Here is a 15,447-nt window from a genome sequence, read left to right on the forward strand (position 1 = left end):
TTATTTGAAGCCAGGAACTCCTGGAGAATTGAAGAGTGATCAGAACGGATTACTCAGCAGGGAATGGCAACTAGTTACAGCTTTTAAGTCGAAAAGAGTGTATTCCAATGATAGTTAAGGAAGTCCTCAGTGAAGAATTATTGACCCTGGCCGAAGTCAGAGAACTACTTACCAGGATCGTCGAAGAGCGCAGAGAGCAGGGGCTTGAAGTAGGATACGGATTCAGAAAAGCCCTGCGCCATGCTGAACAGTTCTCAAAAATTAGCGGACAGAAATCAAGAGAACTGGTTAACAGGCTGTTAGAACTCGAAAAAATGAAGCCTTCAATCGCGGTCAGGATCGCAGATATTCTGCCTCAGTCCAGGGACGAAATCCGATCAATTTACGCTAAAGAAAAATATACCCTTAGCAATGAAGAACTTGATCAGATTCTTGATTATGTGCTGGAAACTATTGAATAAAACTGAGATGCAAAGGGAATAAGCTATATAGCAGTTTTCATCTTGTTATTTATAAGGGAAGTATCCGAAACTTAGAGTACTTTAAAATATCAGGGAGTAACCTGATCTGAACTCAAACAGAGAGGACTCTTTGGGTTATGGAAGAATCGAGTCCGGGGATGCCGGTTACAGGGTAGTCTAAAGTTTTATTATAGAACACTGGAAATTTGTGAATAGCCGACAGGTCCGATTAATGAGATAGGTCCCAGACCGGATAGAGTGAATAGGGCATATCAGGATCAGGCAGATCCTGAACACAGATTTCCATGGGATTTCATATTTATCGATAGGATGGGTGCTGATGAGAGTAGAGAAGTCGCAATCAGGTAGACCTTACGCTGGCAGATCAGCTGCTGAAAAACCTTCTTATGGCGGCAGGCGTCCGACAGGCAAACCGCAATCCGATAGACAATCAGAGAGAGCTCCGCGCTCATCCGGAAAATCCCTGGAAAGCTCGCAGGAAAGAGAGGAATATGCATGGGTTCTCGACTACCTTCCCTATGGGAAGTCCGTTGACGGCACTGCAGCATACCAGAAGAAACCTCTTGTCCAGGCTGTGGGAGACAAAAAATTTACCCTTATGGAGCTTGTTCCCAAAAGCGGGGTGGTTCCTCAGATCCAGGCAAGAGTTTATATAGGGCCGGGAGATCGGAACGAAATCGATCACGTGAAGCAAAGGATAGGCTATTCCGATCTTACGACAGGAGCTAATCTTGAGCTGCCTTTTATCCTTGAAGCCTGCGTCAGGCATCAGGAGGAACGCTTTGTAAAGTTTTTCAACGAAGCCCATTCAATAACTACCCGGCTTCACATGCTTGAACTCCTGCCCGGGATAGGAAAAAAGCTCATGTGGTCTATAATTGATGAGCGCAAAAAAGGGGACTTCAAGAGTTTTCAGGATATCCGGGAAAGAATTCCAAGCCTGCATGACCCGGCTAAAGTCCTTGCACACAGGATTGAAGAAGAGCTCAAAGATGACTTCATCAAATACAGGCTGTTCACGACTCCACCGCGCCGTCAGAAAGCCGAGTGAGATGTGAATCTCTCTGTTCTATTTTTTCAATAATGCTCTCAAGATTAAGTCTTTTCAACTTTTGGTTATTCCTTTAATTCATATATTCGTTTAATTCACATTAACTCCGCTTCAGGTTTACTCGAATTTACATAGTATGGTTTGCTTCAGATCAAAGTACCCGGCTTATTCAGGAAAGTACTGATTTATTCAGGAAAGTACTTGATCTACTCAGGAGGTTTCAGCTCTGGTTCGTTCTCTTCTTAAAAAATATAATATAAAAGGAGGCACTTTTGATCAGCATTTCCTGGTCGATGCAGGCTACCTGGACAGGATAGTGGCTGCTGCTGATCTGGGGCCCGAGGATGTTATTCTTGAAATAGGTGCAGGTATCGGAAACCTTACTGAGAGGCTTGCACGGAAGGCAAAAAAAATAATTGCAGTTGAACTTGATCCTGCCCTGATCAGGGTTCTCCATGACCGTTTCGATGAGGTTGAAAATGTCGAGATCATTGCCGGCGATGCTCTTAAAGTCGATTTTCCGGAATTCGATAAGGTCGTTTCAAACCTTCCTTATTCCATCTCTTCGGAGATAACTTTCAAGCTTCTTCGCCGTAAATTCAAACTTGGCATTTTAATGTACCAGTATGAGTTTGCAGCCAGGATGGTTTCCCTGCCCAACTGCAAGGACTATTCCCGTCTTACGGTCGACACCTGCTATTTTGCCGATGCCTCCATTTTGATGAAAATCCCGAAAAGCGCATTCCAGCCGGCACCTGAGGTTGATTCTGCGGTGGTCAAACTTGTTCCCCGCCCTGCACCTTTCGAAGTTAAAGACGAAGCTTTTTTCATGGATTTCGTGGCCGCAGTCTTTAGCCAGCGCCGGAAAAAACTGAGAAACGCAATCCTGAACACAAATCATCTACTCAAAATTCCCGACATTAAAGAAGTAATTGCCCGCCTGCCTGGGGATTTAATGAGCAAACGCGCTGAAAACCTGACTCCAGGCGAGCTTGCGCAGGTTGCAAATCAGATAATTGATTTAAAGAAGTCAGTTTCAGAAAAAGAAATAAAAGAATAAAGAACTCGAAACATGGTTGAAATCGAATACAGGAAAGCCCGGATCAAGCTCGGGTATACGGACCTTGTCTATGAGCCTGCAGAAGACTCCGTCTTGCTTGCCGATGCAGCCCTTAAAGAAGCAAAAGCAGGCATACATATCCTTGAAATCGGGACCGGTTCAGGTTTTGTATCAGCCGTACTCCTTGCAAACCTTAAGGATATCCGGCTGATCGCTACGGAAATCAACCCCCATGCCGCCCGATGTGCGAAAATAAACGGTGTTGAGGTTATCCGTACCGACCTTTTCAAAGCGCTCAAACCCCGGAGCCTGGAAACCCGTTTTGACCTTATTCTCTTTAACCCGCCCTATCTGCCCACTTCAAGAGAGGAAAAAGTTCCGGGATGGCTAAACTACGCTTTTGACGGCGGAACCAGTGGAAGAGAGACCCTGGACCGGTTTCTGAACGAAGTAAGGGATTATCTCAAGCCCGGAGGAGAAATTCTTGTGCTTATTTCTTCAATTACCGGGCTGGATCCGGTTAAGGAAAAAATGGAGAAGCTGGGATTTGCGGTTGATGTTGTAACAAGGAAAAAGATTTCTTTTGAGGAGTTAATGGTTGTCCGGGGAAAACTCCTGTGAATCTCCGAATAAAAACTCTCAAAATTGCCTTTTTATTAATTCAGCAATAAGTTCTTGTTTTATGGCATAATTCAACATTAAATTCTCTTTTTATGGAGTTTCTAAAGAACTTACAGGCTCGTTTTAAGGGATTTTCCATCCGAAGTTCTATATTCTATTAATGAATTAACTACCGTCTCGAAAATATAGTTAAAACTGGCAGATTGTAAACGTTCTCAGGTTGAAGGCGTTTGCATGGATTAACTGGAGATAAAAACTGGATGTATTATGATGAAGCCGCTGACGCGGTTCTAAAGGTCCTGAACACGTCCGAAGCCGGGCTTAGTTCGGGAGAAGTGGAAAACCGGCTTGAAAAGTACGGAAAAAACGAACTTAAAGAAGAAGAAAAGACTTCGGTTGTAAAGCTTTTTCTTGACCAGTTCAAAAGTTTCCTGATTCTGATTTTGATGGCTGCGGCACTGGTTTCCGCTTTCCTCGGAGAGCTTGTTGATGCTTCAGTGATCCTGTTTACTGTGATCCTTGCTGGCGTGCTTGGTTTTGTCCAGGAGTACAGGGCAGAAGAGTCAATCAAACTTTTGAAATCACTGACCAGCCCCGAAGCCCTGATAATAAGGGACGGAAAAGAAGTAAAAATTCCCTCTTCCCTGCTTGTCCCGGGCGATATTTTGCTTTTGCAGGCAGGAGACCGGATTCCTGCGGATGCAAGATTGCTTGAGGCTCTTTCCCTGAAGGTAGACGAATCCTCCCTTACCGGAGAATCCGTTCCTGTAGAAAAGAGCACCTCAATTTTCCCTCCTGAAACCCCGCAGCCTGACAGGAAGAATATGGTTTATACCGGAACCTCGGTCACCTACGGCAGGGGAAAAGCCGTTATTACGGCAACAGGCATGAGTACGGCTTTCGGGAAGCTGGCCGGGCTTCTGGGAGAAATCGAAAGGGAAAGAACCCCCCTTCAGGAGAAACTTGACCAGTTCGGGCGCTGGCTCGGGATTGCGACCCTTATAGTTGTGGCTTTTGTCGCTATACTCGGAATCTTTCAGGGCTTCGATCCTTTTGAGATGTTCCTCTGGGGGGTTGCCCTTGCAGTTGCTGCCATACCCGAAGCTCTTCCTGCAGTTGTGACGGTCGGGCTTGCTCTTGGCGTCCGAAGAATGGTGAAAAGGCATGCGCTTGTAAGAAAATTGCCGTCAGTAGAAACTCTTGGCTCTACCAACATCATCTGTACCGACAAGACCGGGACGCTTACCCAGAATAAGATGACAGTAGAAAAGGTGTACGTAAACGGGACTCTCCTGAACGTTACAGGCGAGGGATACAAACCCATAGGAGACTTTTTTAGCGGAGACAGTCCTGTTTCCGAAGATGTACATCTTCACAGGCTGCTGGTTACAGGAACCCTCTGTAATGATGCAGGGCTGGTTAAAGAAGAAGGAGTCTGGAATATCACAGGCGATCCCACCGAAGGCGCTCTTGTAGTCGCGGCAGCTAAACAAGGCATCTGGAGAACCGCCCTTGAGGAGAAACACAGGCGTAAAGGAGAAGTTCCCTTTTCTTCCGAGCGGAAGAAGATGACTACCCTGAACAGTTCCGAAGACGGGTTATATGCATATTCCAAAGGAGCTCCTGAAGTTATCCTTGCTTCCTGTACGAAAATTTTCCTTGGAGGATGTGAGGAAGATTTAACCCCTGAAAGAAAGCAGGAAATCCTGGATGTCGTAAACGACCTGGCAAACCAGACGCTTCGGGTTATGGGATTTGCCTACCGCAGGGTTCCTGAAGATATCCTTCCTGAAGAAGCTGAAAAAGAGATGGTTTTTGCAGGGCTTATGGGTATGCGCGATCCTCCAAGAGAGGAGGTAAAGGTTGCGATTGCTACCTGTACCAGTGCAGGAATCAGGACAATAATGATTACAGGCGACCACAGGACCACGGCTTTTGCGATTGCAAGGGAGCTTGGGATTTTCCGGGAGGGAGACCTTGTCCTTACAGGTGTCGAACTTGATGCCCTTGATAACAGAGAATTTGAAGAAATCGTGGAGAAGATTTCGGTCTACGCAAGGGTATATCCCGAGCACAAGCTGAAGGTGGTTGAGGCTCTCAAGAAAAAGGGATACATAGTTGCAATGACCGGAGACGGGGTAAATGATGCTCCTGCCCTGAAGGCTGCAGATATGGGCATTGCTATGGGGATCACAGGCACGGATGTCAGCAAGGAAGCCTCAAGCATGATCCTGACCGACGACAATTTCGCATCCATTGTGTCGGCAGTCGAAGAGGGCCGCAATATATTGAAGAATATTAAAAACTTCATTGCCTACGGCCTCACCTGCCACATAGGGGTGGTCCTTATTGTGCTGGTCGGGGTGCTTGCCTGGCAGATCCTGCCTGTCATTGCGGTCCAGATCCTATGGATCAACCTTATCACCGACGGCCTGCCTCCAATGGCGCTTTCCCTTGAAGCTCCTGACAGGGGGCTTATGACGCAGAAACCCAGGAAATCAAAAGAAGGGCTGGTTTCAAAAAGAATGCTTATAGCAAGCCTCGGACTTGGGCTTCTGATTGCAGTACAGTCTCTTGGGGTTCTTTACTGGGCTCTCAATAACGGGGTGTCCCTTCCGAAGATCCAGACCCTGATCTTTACCCTTGTGGTTATTTCCCTGATGTTTAATGCCTTTAACTGGCGCTCGGAGAGGTATTCGATCTTCTCCCTGGGAATCTTTACCAACAGGTCCCTTATCTATGCCGTACTGAGCACCATAATCCTGCAGCTTGCTGCAATCTATATTCCTATTATGCAGACGGCTTTCAGGACTGTTCCCCTTTCGCTTTCCGACTGGGCAATGATAATTCCGCTGGCTTCGACCACGCTTATAGCGATGGAGTTTACGAAATATCTGGAATGGAGAATGCACAGGTAAAGAAGGAAATAGGTTCAGATGAACCGGAAAATCGAATTGCATGAATAAAGGAGTAAAAGAATAGAATTCGGATTAAAACCAAGATTGAATTAAAATGGAAATAAGAAACGGATTTGCTTTTAAGCATATCCTTTTCCATCTTCTCTAAGATTTATAGTAACTGGAAGCTTTTTTAATTAATTCTAACTTAGAACCTATCCGAAGACTCGATTAGGTTTCCTACTAAATAGATCTATAATATTCCGTGTCCGTTTAATTCTACATATACTATTTTAAAATCTCCGGGCTATAACCAACAGAACGAAGGTCTCAGTATAACCTCTTTCCAGGTCTTTATGTAATCCATGACTGACTGCCTCTTTTATTAGGCCGCCTACCTCAAAACTATAAATTAATATGCTTCTAGTGATAAATATACAATACGAGCCTATTTTTTATCCATTATCCATTTAACTTCTTTCTTTGAACAGAAAGAGTGTCTTAATTAAGGCATATAATTATTTGAAGATATTCAAACGTAGTAATACTTGAATAAAAAGGATGGAAATCAATTAAAAAAAGTACAAAAACGTATAATCACTATATTTTGGCTTGCTACATGTTTTTAACGTTTTTATGTTTAATATTGTTATTGAAGGGAAAAATATTGTCTTCAAAATATAGGGTCTGTCGATAGCTGTTTTTAAAAGCGTTACATGGTCTCTGGAACGAAACTAAACTCAAAAACATAGTAGGCTTTAGCCGATAACGATTAAAAGAAGCGAGTGAACAAGAGTCTATTTGATATGAAGGAGAATTTTGGGATTTAGAACAATTTTATAGAGTAAATTATTGAGAGTAATAAACTCCAAACAATTCTTGCAAATAAATCAGAAAGTGTTATTATTTTTCATATTTTATTGCTATTCGTAAGATTTTTCTACTGGATTGTAAATAATCTGTTTTTGTGAATAAGTTTAGAGTCAAAATAAAATTTTTGCTAACACATTTCTTCTAACACATTTCTTCATTAGTAGAGGAAAACCATAAAAAATGTAATTTCTGTTTTTCAAAGTACTTCCCACCTTCTCTCAAAACATATTTTCATAGGAACTTATCCCAAGGTCAGTACTGTTTACATTTGGTAGTATTATTTACACTTTCGTTTAATTTCGCTTCGAAATAACCGGCAGTTACTTCATCCTTATGTGCTGCGAAGGCAGCTAAGACTTCCTCTTTTTCTCGTTCGGGAACATTGTAGTAATCGAGTGATTCTTCGAGATCTGCTGCGACCGCATCGAACTCTTCGGGTGAAATCCGCAAGTCACGATGAGCATCTGCGAGGTTTTTGCCTGTATAGTTGAATGGCCCACCTGACACTGAAGCAACCCATAGAGTTCTCATAAATTTGAGGCCTGGCAATCGATCTAATTTATTGTTGTGCCATTCCCTCAGTGCAGGGTTTTTTGAATTTTTCCCAGCAATCGGATCGTTCACAATAGTATCGCTGAAACGATTCACTACCAGAGCGATAGCATAGATCCCACCAAGACGTTCATACAAAGATTTGTCTTGTTTCCCCTCATTCTCTTCCTTACACTTCTCGCTTACTACTCTACCTTCCGAATCATCAAGTTCTCCGCCAGCAGCATATACTGCACTTACTGCCGCAGCAGTCAGTGACACTAAAAAACAGACTGCCAGTAAAACGGCTATTGTCTTTTTGATTTGACTTTTCATATCTACCACCCCTTATTTCCAATTGTCTTTTTATATGCCGTTATAGTGAGAAAAAAACTTACAGTAGCCACACTTAAATTAAAAAAGACTACATATAATTCCCCAAGTTGAATAAAATAGAATATCTTAATATAACCATATAATTTTGCATTCTTTAGAACACCAGCATGTATTCGATTAATATAAATGTAGAAAGTATACTAGAAAACATGGTTAAAGGATATACCGTGTAAAATGAAAAAAATTTATTGAGAAAGGTAGTGATAAATATATAATCTATTTATCATATTTTTTGCACTTAATACACTTATTGAAGGAAAAAATACCATAGTCTAAAAATCAATCCTAATGATAACTATTTTAGAAGATCTGTAAATGGTTTCGTTATCAGTTATGTTACCGATTGTCTTCTCAAAGTATGGGTAGTATCTCATTGTTTCTGTTATCACGCTATATTTACAAGAGGGCATGATTGCAAAATACTATACGTTTCGGATAGACATTTAATTTTTCTGAAATCAGAATTATTTTTTAGTGTTTTAGATAGTTGGCAAGTCGAGTTACCTGACAACTCAAAATGAAAAAGCAAACTACTGAAAACAGGGAAGCACGAAAGAAGCGACACCATTATTTCTATGCCTTAGCTACCGTTATAGTAGTGTTCGGATCGGGCTTTTTTTGCCCCAAGCTTCAAGTTCGGAGGGATTAAAAACGGCTCTTCGCTGTTTCGAGTGGGTAACTTATATCCATTTCATTAGTATTGAAGTAACATGCCCAAAATTCAGAAATATTTATTGTTGAAAATCAAATTCAAACTCAATGTTTTTCTTTTGATTTGGCTACCTTTTAACTAAGTAATTATTTTCAACCCATACAGAACAGCGAAGAGCCTTAAAAACCTCCGTGGCACGGGAAATACGGAATAGAGCTAAATGATATTGAATAAAAATAATCCTGTAATCATATATAGAACAAAAACAATAAGTATGAACATTATGACCCCAGTAGAAAGGGAGAATCCAACCTGCCCGGAATACTTCCCGGAATTTGTCATAGGCATCGAGTCGCCAGCCGACAGGACGGAAAAAGCGCTCTGGTTTATTTTCCGGGGCCGTGAGATTCTCGTCAAGCTTAATAAAAACCCTGGAGTAATTCCCAGACTGCTGGATTTTGGCGAGCTTGGGCTTTCGGGAATCAGGGAACAGTATCTAGGGATGCTTGAGGGAATACACTGCTATTCCGTGGAACTTTCCGGAGACGCGCAGGCACCTGAGGGAATGAAATTCGTGGATCTCAGGCAGGCGTATTCGGAAATGAATGAAAAGTGTTTTACGCTTGTTAATAAAGCAGTCCAGGTTATGGAATGGGACAGGACAAACCAGTTTTGCAGCCGATGCGGGACAAAAACCCTGCAAAAGCCCGGAGAAAGGGGAAAAGAGTGTCCTGACTGCGGGGAGCTTTTCTATCCGAGAATCTCACCTGCTGTTATAGTGCTTATCCGGAAAGGGCATGAAATTTTGCTTGCAAGGTCCCCGAATTTCCCGCAATGCCTATATGGTTTGATAGCCGGTTTCGTTGAGCCAGGAGAATCAGCCGAAGCTGCTGCTGTCAGGGAAATCAGGGAAGAAGTGGGAATTGAGGTTAAAAATATCACTTACTTCGGAACACAGGCATGGCCGTTTCCGAATTCTCTTATGATCGGGTTTACTGCGGAATACAGTTCAGGGGAAATCCGGCCCGATGGGCTTGAAATTGATGATGCCCGATGGTTTTCGGTTGAAAACCTGCCTGAACTGCCTGGAAAAATAAGCATTGCAAGACAGCTGATTGACTATTTCCTTAAAGAAGAAGGAGTTGAAATTTAAGAGCCTGATTCATGTTTTAGTTTAAGTTTTATTCATCCTGCATAAATAGCTCAAAAACCCGTCTAAAGCCTGTGAAAAACTTTTCTCTTTCCTCTGGTTTAGGGTCTGATTTCTTGCAGACCCTCCGGAGACCCCGAAAAAAAACGCTTTCGTGGTTTCTTTCTGGAAAATTCTTTTACCTTCTTTTGAACTCACCGACCCGAACCCAGACCCCCCGCGGTTCATACCTCTCCGGAGCCTGCCCGCCTGCATCCTTGAGGAATAACAGAGGCGAAAAAAATTCAACATCAAAATTCTGAAAAATTTAAGATTTTTTTCTCTTTTTCTTCTCAGGCTCCACAGGCTCGGTTAAAAAGAATCCAAATGATGCGAAATCTTTGACATCGATTTTGTGAGATTCCTTACCTGAAGAGATAGCAGGAGTTATGAACCGGAAAAACTCACTGGCATACTGCTCATAGCTGAACCCCTCAGCCTCGATCACCAGTTTCCATTTATTTTCCATTGACAGTATACCCATGAAGGAGATCATAAGGTACATCGAGGTCAGGAACGGATCGAGATCGGCCCGGATTGTACCGTCATCGATACCCTCCTGGATCGCATCCCGCAGGATCAAACGGCAGGTGCCATACCCCTTTCCAATCTCTGCGCTACACGGATTTTCTTTGGAAAAACGCTCAGAACCGTAAAAATGGATCATTCGGAGGTAATGAGGGTATTCCTGTGCATACTGGTAATAGGCCTGGCCCATCAGGACTACCTTGACAATACCCGGCGCCTGTTTCTCCATGCACTCCGTGTATTTTTCCTTCAGGATCTGAATACCACGAAGTACAATGGTTGCGAAAAGTGTTTCCTTATTTTTAAAATACAGATAAATTGTAGCCTTATTCAGTTCGACCTCGCGGGCGATGTCTTCCATGGAAACATCTTCGTAACTTCGAGAAAAAAAGAGACGCTCGGCTGCATCAATGATCTCGGTCTTTCGCTGTTCCTTTTCTCGTTGTCTTCTATCGGCGACTCCCATAGTTCTACTCAACCTGACCCACATTTATAAATTCATGTTTTATATTATAACTTTCAGTTATATGATTTAAGGAATGAATGTATTCCAGTTTTCCGGTTTTAGCGATTGCGATACCACCAATTGAGATATATTCATTAGATAAAATATTCAGGTTCCTTTCGCTGGCTATAGAGCGTATGGAGACGCACTGATGCATCTTTTACCAGTCCGGGTTTCATGGATCTGGCATTTTGAGGACAGCTCTTGATACACGCACAGCAGGTAATGCATTTTTCTATATCGATCAAACGGGAATTTTCTGCATCAACAGCACCAACAGGACACTTCTCTGCACAGATTCCACACTGGGCACATGCATCACTGACTGCGATAAAATCAACAATCCACAGTTTCGTAACCCCTCCATAAGGATAATTGCCAGGCACATGCACATCAGAAACCTGAGAGATCGATGAAACAGATTGCAGCTTTTCACGTATTTTCCGTCCAAGTACTTCTGCATGGTGTAAATCATCTTTATCGGGACGTCCCTGTGCAGTTGGTGTCTCGGAATTTGAGAACGAGTGTTCCCCGATATATGCTGCCCCGGCAATGGGAATACCCCCACATTTCATTACAGTATTTTTTAGTTCGAGCAGTGCATCGTCATATACCCGATTGCCATAAACCACAACATAAATCGTCGGTGTATTATGAGCCTGAATTGCACTCAGCCATTCATTTAATAATGCCGGCACTCTCCCCATATAAACAGGAACTCCAATAACAAGCAATTCATTCTCCGAGGTCACCAATGGTTGTTTTCTTGCATCCGGTCCGGTAATATCAATTAATTCCACGGTCCCCGGATTAATACCACGCACAATGCCCTGAACAACCGCTTTTGTTGTTCCGGTAGGTGAAAAATAAACCAGTTTCACAGATTCCATTTTCATTTTATTTACTCCATCAATTGTGTAACTCTAAGTTATAATATAACGATTGGTAATTAAATAACTGTTGGTTAGTAAATAACTGTGAGTTAGATATAGTATTTCTCAGGGAAAAAATATCAAATACCTAAGGAAGGCTCCTAGAGAGTTTTTTTCTTTCGGTATCCTTCGAGTCAGGTTCTGATCTCTTACAGGTTGCCTAGAGAATTACCACAACCAAAGAAAAAGAGCCTGACTTAACAGAAATTGATTCCTCAAAAAATTAACTAAATCTGTTTTTAAAAATTTTTTAGTATCTCTCGATCCTATTTTTGATATACATTATACCAACGACCACCAACCCCACACAGGCTAATATAAGCAGGAAATGGTCTTTTATAAAGTATATTGCGTCTAAAATACCTGGGTGTTCTTCTAACCAAGTTCCTAAAAGGATTGCAGTTCCAAGAAATACAATAAAACCGTCATCTTCTGACATTATTTTAAATCCTCTTTAGTATATTCGGGTTCTCCTTTTTCTGAGATCCCCAATATAGAATACTCTCTAAATGTATAAAAATTTGAGTGAAGCGTGGTGAAAGTATTCTTTTTAGTAATACCTAGTCCCTTTTTTACAGTAGTAACCTATTAGTCATTTTTAAAATAAGTCGATTAGAATTCTGGTATTGTCTCTCTGTACAAAAAGGTACGAATTAAATCTTGTAACTGCTACAATAGATAATAAATAAAAAAGAAGGAATGAAAAGCGAAAAAATTTTAAAAAGGAATTGAACAAAGGTAAAAAGGTCTATCTTAGGTTGTGTAAATCTTTTTTAATTGTGATCTAATATCTGCTACTTTGCAGATGCTAGATCTTAGATAAGATTTCATATTTTGGTATTCAATAGTACATAAAGTTTGTATTTGAGGATTAGGGTTTTTACAGTTGTTTTGTATATAAATGCGAGCGTTCTCTGCTTCACTTAAATCTTCAAAAAATTGGTTTATTTCAGATGATAAGTTGTAGTCAAATTTACTAATGTCATACTTAAATAAAAAGTCAATATCATTTTGCGAGTATAATGGATTGACAGGGACATAGTTAGACTTTAAAGTAGATTTACTTTCATTTTTGAACATTTCAGCAAGTTGTTGATATTTTGGAGCACTGAACTTTGCAAACTTTATGTCTATAGCTTTTGCAGCATCTTTTGTTTTTTCTGATTTTTGTATATTGAATATCTTGTCTGCACTAGTTTTCAAGGATTCCTGACTAGATACACCTTCCCATGCCTGCTCTTTCCCTGTAAAAGGAATTTGTTGCAACACATGCAGCACAAAACTAGCAACATTTCCGGCTGCAAGCTTCTGTTGATTGTTTTTGTTTTCACTTTTATTTCCATCAGCCCAGTCACAGATAGATTTGACAAGAATCCAATCGACTTTCTTGTCTAAACAAGCAACGTACAGACCAGAGCCTTCCATTTCACCACCAATAGCTTCTGGACATAGATCACACAACTGTTGACGAAAGTCGATATTATCCACCAATTTTTCGCCAGAAAGTATGAGACCAAAATTTACTTTACACTTTGATTCGTCCCAGTCAAAATCAGCGCTTCGGAAATAGCTCAAAAGCCGTGGAGATGCGTGTGCCTTATCTCCACGCAGAATTATTTTAGGACTTTCATCCTTTGTGCCAATTCGTTGGAGTTCATAAAGCATCAATTGCTGTGAAACCAAAATCTCGCCGATAGACTGTTTTTCTGAGTCCATGCCAAAGGCAATTCCTACCATAATTATTATACTAGGAGATAAAGCATGAATACCTTTTTCAACAGTCTGTAAAGATGCTCCTGGTCCTCCAGATCCCATTTCAGATTGAACCATAAATATTTTCGCTCCATTGATACTGCCAATGGAGTGATATATCCTGTCGCCGATAGGTACTCGTTGAGGCACTTGGACAGTTGCATCTTGGAAGATCTCAATAACTGCTTTACTTTCTACTTTAGTTGCAGTGACCAACAAAACATCAGCTTTCGGGTTCATGGTACCATTAATTGTGTTTTTAGTTACTTCTGGGTCTTCCCAGAAGTTTTGTATTCTTTATACACGTTTAATTGCCAGATGCATTTGCTAATATGTTTTTTATATGTTAGTAGTTCTATTTCATATTCAAGAAAAGGAGTTACAACTCTAATCGATCTAGACGCAGATACCCTCAAACTAAATCTTCTTACTTCTTCTTCTGAAAAAAGTTCTTTCAATAAGCCTTCTGTGCCATAATATGCTTCATAGTATTCTGCATCGTAACGAGTATTATAAGTAGCTGTGTCTAAAAGGTGTTGAAATTGCTTGGTTTTTTCGTTGATTAATTCCAAGGCTTTTTCCTTTGAAATGGGCATATGTTGGTTAATAGCCATAGGTATGTATAAAATTTATTATTCGTTGCTTGCTTGCCTATTTTCATACACAGGTGGGTTTAATTTTCTTATTGATCCTAATTTCTGGATCATTAGGAGGGTGAAAACCCTCCCTCCACAAATACAGATTACTTTTTTGTGTGCTAAGAATGTACCCTTTTATGCACTTTGTAACTGCACAACTTAATGAACTTTTTGCTATATTCTTATAAGTAATTATATAATTTAAGATAAAATTTTAAGTAGTCACCATACTCTTTTTGACTGGCATTTGTCAGTTCTTCAGTCACTGTCTTTTTAAATTTATCATCCTCATATATACGATAAGTAGACGTAATTTTACAGTTTTCCCAGTCTAAAGTTATTGTGATATATCCTTCTCCTCTACTAAATACATCACAGAATTTAAGAGCACGAATCAAATACTTATCAGTATATTTTATAAAAAGTTCGGCTACATCTAATGCGTCTTCTACTTCTTCTTCTGTTGGATTCCTGTACTCGTGTTCTAATAGATTTCTTTTTGTGTTAATTTTCTTTAAAATCCCTGGAGAAACTACTCCAATGCTATTCAAGAAATCAATTTTTGTAGGAAAATTCCACTTTTTTGCCCTTTCGGATAAACCAAACCCAAACAATAAAGAATCTAATTGGGAATCAATAGCTCTTTTGACATTTGACAAGGAATTTACTAAATGATGATCGTATTTAGCTGTAAAATCATGCTTGGCAAAATTAAGAAATTCATTTGGTGTGATATCAAAATCTGTCTCGACTGTTTCAAAAATAAAACCACTTATACCGTCTTCTTCCCCATTTTCAAGAAAGCTGTTAAGACTTTCCAAATTATACTTAGCCATCAGCATCACTCTTAAAGATCAACTCATAAAAATAGATCAAATGGATAATAAAGATATTGTTTTGAAGTCGTTTCAATATTCTTTGATATCCTTTATTTATCAGCATTCTGTTAGCACTTAGGCAGTGGAATCATAAAACCTTCTTGCATGTACAAACTATGGATTGAAAGTTGAAAATATTTATATTATCATTTAAATTGTGAATAAACTGATGATTTTCGATACATAGATAGTTTTTAACTAAAAGATAAGTGTTTAAATATGTCTGATTTCTTGTGAGTGGGTAGGAGAGTTCCTGCAAACAGGTTGCAGGCTGTATTATAGAGGAAGTTTCGAGGCTAACAGGAGTATTCCCAGAACTTCTAAAAGCATTACAATATCATTCGGAGAGTTCCAGGAGGCTGCAAAGTGGAACCTATTCCAAGATGAACCATTGGCAAACCTTAGGCAAACCTTAGTAAAAGTGAGATTCAAGGAAAAGTAAAGGCAAAGGAAAATTGAAGG

General features: G+C 40.6%; 13 protein-coding genes. 6 read left to right on the forward strand and 7 right to left on the reverse strand.

What is annotated here, in order from left to right:
* Positions 1 to 107 precede the first annotated feature (107 nt).
* From ACPK8D_RS05210 to ACPK8D_RS05230, 5 genes are all read left to right on the forward strand, one after another.
* Entirely contained in the window at positions 108 to 461 is a 354-nt protein-coding gene (locus tag ACPK8D_RS05210; protein WP_424716790.1) for an RNA polymerase Rpb4 family protein, read from the forward strand.
* 340 nt (positions 462 to 801) lie between these two features.
* The gene (locus ACPK8D_RS05215) at positions 802 to 1,533 is read left to right on the forward strand and encodes a DUF655 domain-containing protein (protein ID WP_424716792.1); all 732 of its coding nucleotides are present in this window, start codon (positions 802 to 804) and stop codon (positions 1,531 to 1,533) included.
* A 316-nt stretch (positions 1,534 to 1,849) separates the two neighbouring features.
* Entirely contained in the window at positions 1,850 to 2,593 is a 744-nt protein-coding gene (rsmA, locus tag ACPK8D_RS05220) for a 16S rRNA (adenine(1518)-N(6)/adenine(1519)-N(6))-dimethyltransferase RsmA (RefSeq protein WP_424716793.1), read from the forward strand.
* Positions 2,594 to 2,605: 12 nt separating this feature from the next.
* Positions 2,606 to 3,214, forward strand: coding sequence for a HemK2/MTQ2 family protein methyltransferase (locus tag ACPK8D_RS05225; protein WP_424716794.1), 609 nt, complete (start codon positions 2,606 to 2,608; stop codon positions 3,212 to 3,214).
* A 260-nt stretch (positions 3,215 to 3,474) separates the two neighbouring features.
* Positions 3,475 to 6,132: a calcium-transporting P-type ATPase, PMR1-type gene (locus tag ACPK8D_RS05230; protein ID WP_424716795.1), complete on the forward strand. Its 2,658-nt coding sequence runs from the start codon at positions 3,475 to 3,477 to the stop codon at positions 6,130 to 6,132.
* A 1,104-nt stretch (positions 6,133 to 7,236) separates the two neighbouring features.
* Here ACPK8D_RS05230 and ACPK8D_RS05235 read toward each other — a convergent pair.
* A complete protein-coding gene (locus tag ACPK8D_RS05235) occupies positions 7,237 to 7,851 on the reverse strand; it encodes a group I truncated hemoglobin (RefSeq protein ID WP_424716796.1) in 615 nt (204 codons plus the stop codon).
* 986 nt (positions 7,852 to 8,837) lie between these two features.
* Between ACPK8D_RS05235 and nudC the strand changes: the two genes are divergently transcribed.
* Positions 8,838 to 9,716 (forward strand): NAD(+) diphosphatase, encoded by an 879-nt coding sequence (gene nudC / locus ACPK8D_RS05240; RefSeq protein WP_424716797.1) that lies wholly within the window; start codon positions 8,838 to 8,840, stop codon positions 9,714 to 9,716.
* A gap of 304 nt (positions 9,717 to 10,020) precedes the next feature.
* Here the strand turns inward: nudC and ACPK8D_RS05245 are convergent, their stop codons facing one another.
* The 6 genes from ACPK8D_RS05245 to ACPK8D_RS05270 all read right to left on the reverse strand — a co-directional run bounded on the left by ACPK8D_RS05245 (position 10,021) and on the right by ACPK8D_RS05270 (position 14,943).
* Positions 10,021 to 10,746 (reverse strand): TetR/AcrR family transcriptional regulator, encoded by a 726-nt coding sequence (locus ACPK8D_RS05245; RefSeq protein WP_424716798.1) that lies wholly within the window; start codon positions 10,744 to 10,746, stop codon positions 10,021 to 10,023.
* A gap of 134 nt (positions 10,747 to 10,880) precedes the next feature.
* Positions 10,881 to 11,681 carry an EFR1 family ferrodoxin gene (locus ACPK8D_RS05250; protein WP_424716799.1) on the reverse strand — a complete coding sequence of 267 codons (801 nt, stop codon included), beginning with the start codon at positions 11,679 to 11,681 and terminating at the stop codon, positions 10,881 to 10,883.
* Positions 11,682 to 11,967: 286 nt separating this feature from the next.
* The gene (locus ACPK8D_RS05255; protein WP_424716800.1) at positions 11,968 to 12,156 is read right to left on the reverse strand and encodes a hypothetical protein; all 189 of its coding nucleotides are present in this window, start codon (positions 12,154 to 12,156) and stop codon (positions 11,968 to 11,970) included.
* Positions 12,157 to 12,470: 314 nt separating this feature from the next.
* Entirely contained in the window at positions 12,471 to 13,709 is a 1,239-nt protein-coding gene (locus tag ACPK8D_RS05260) for a hypothetical protein (RefSeq protein WP_424716801.1), read from the reverse strand.
* Between the two features lie 23 nt (positions 13,710 to 13,732).
* Complete coding sequence (locus tag ACPK8D_RS05265; RefSeq protein WP_424716802.1) at positions 13,733 to 14,065, reverse strand: hypothetical protein; 333 nt, start codon at positions 14,063 to 14,065, stop codon at positions 13,733 to 13,735.
* Positions 14,066 to 14,289: 224 nt separating this feature from the next.
* Positions 14,290 to 14,943, reverse strand: coding sequence for a hypothetical protein (locus tag ACPK8D_RS05270; protein WP_424716803.1), 654 nt, complete (start codon positions 14,941 to 14,943; stop codon positions 14,290 to 14,292).
* Between the last annotated feature and the right edge of the window lie 504 nt (positions 14,944 to 15,447).

It is taken from the genome of Methanosarcina sp., assembly GCF_049706645.1.
In the GTDB taxonomy this organism is placed as follows: Archaea; Halobacteriota; Methanosarcinia; order Methanosarcinales; family Methanosarcinaceae; genus Methanosarcina.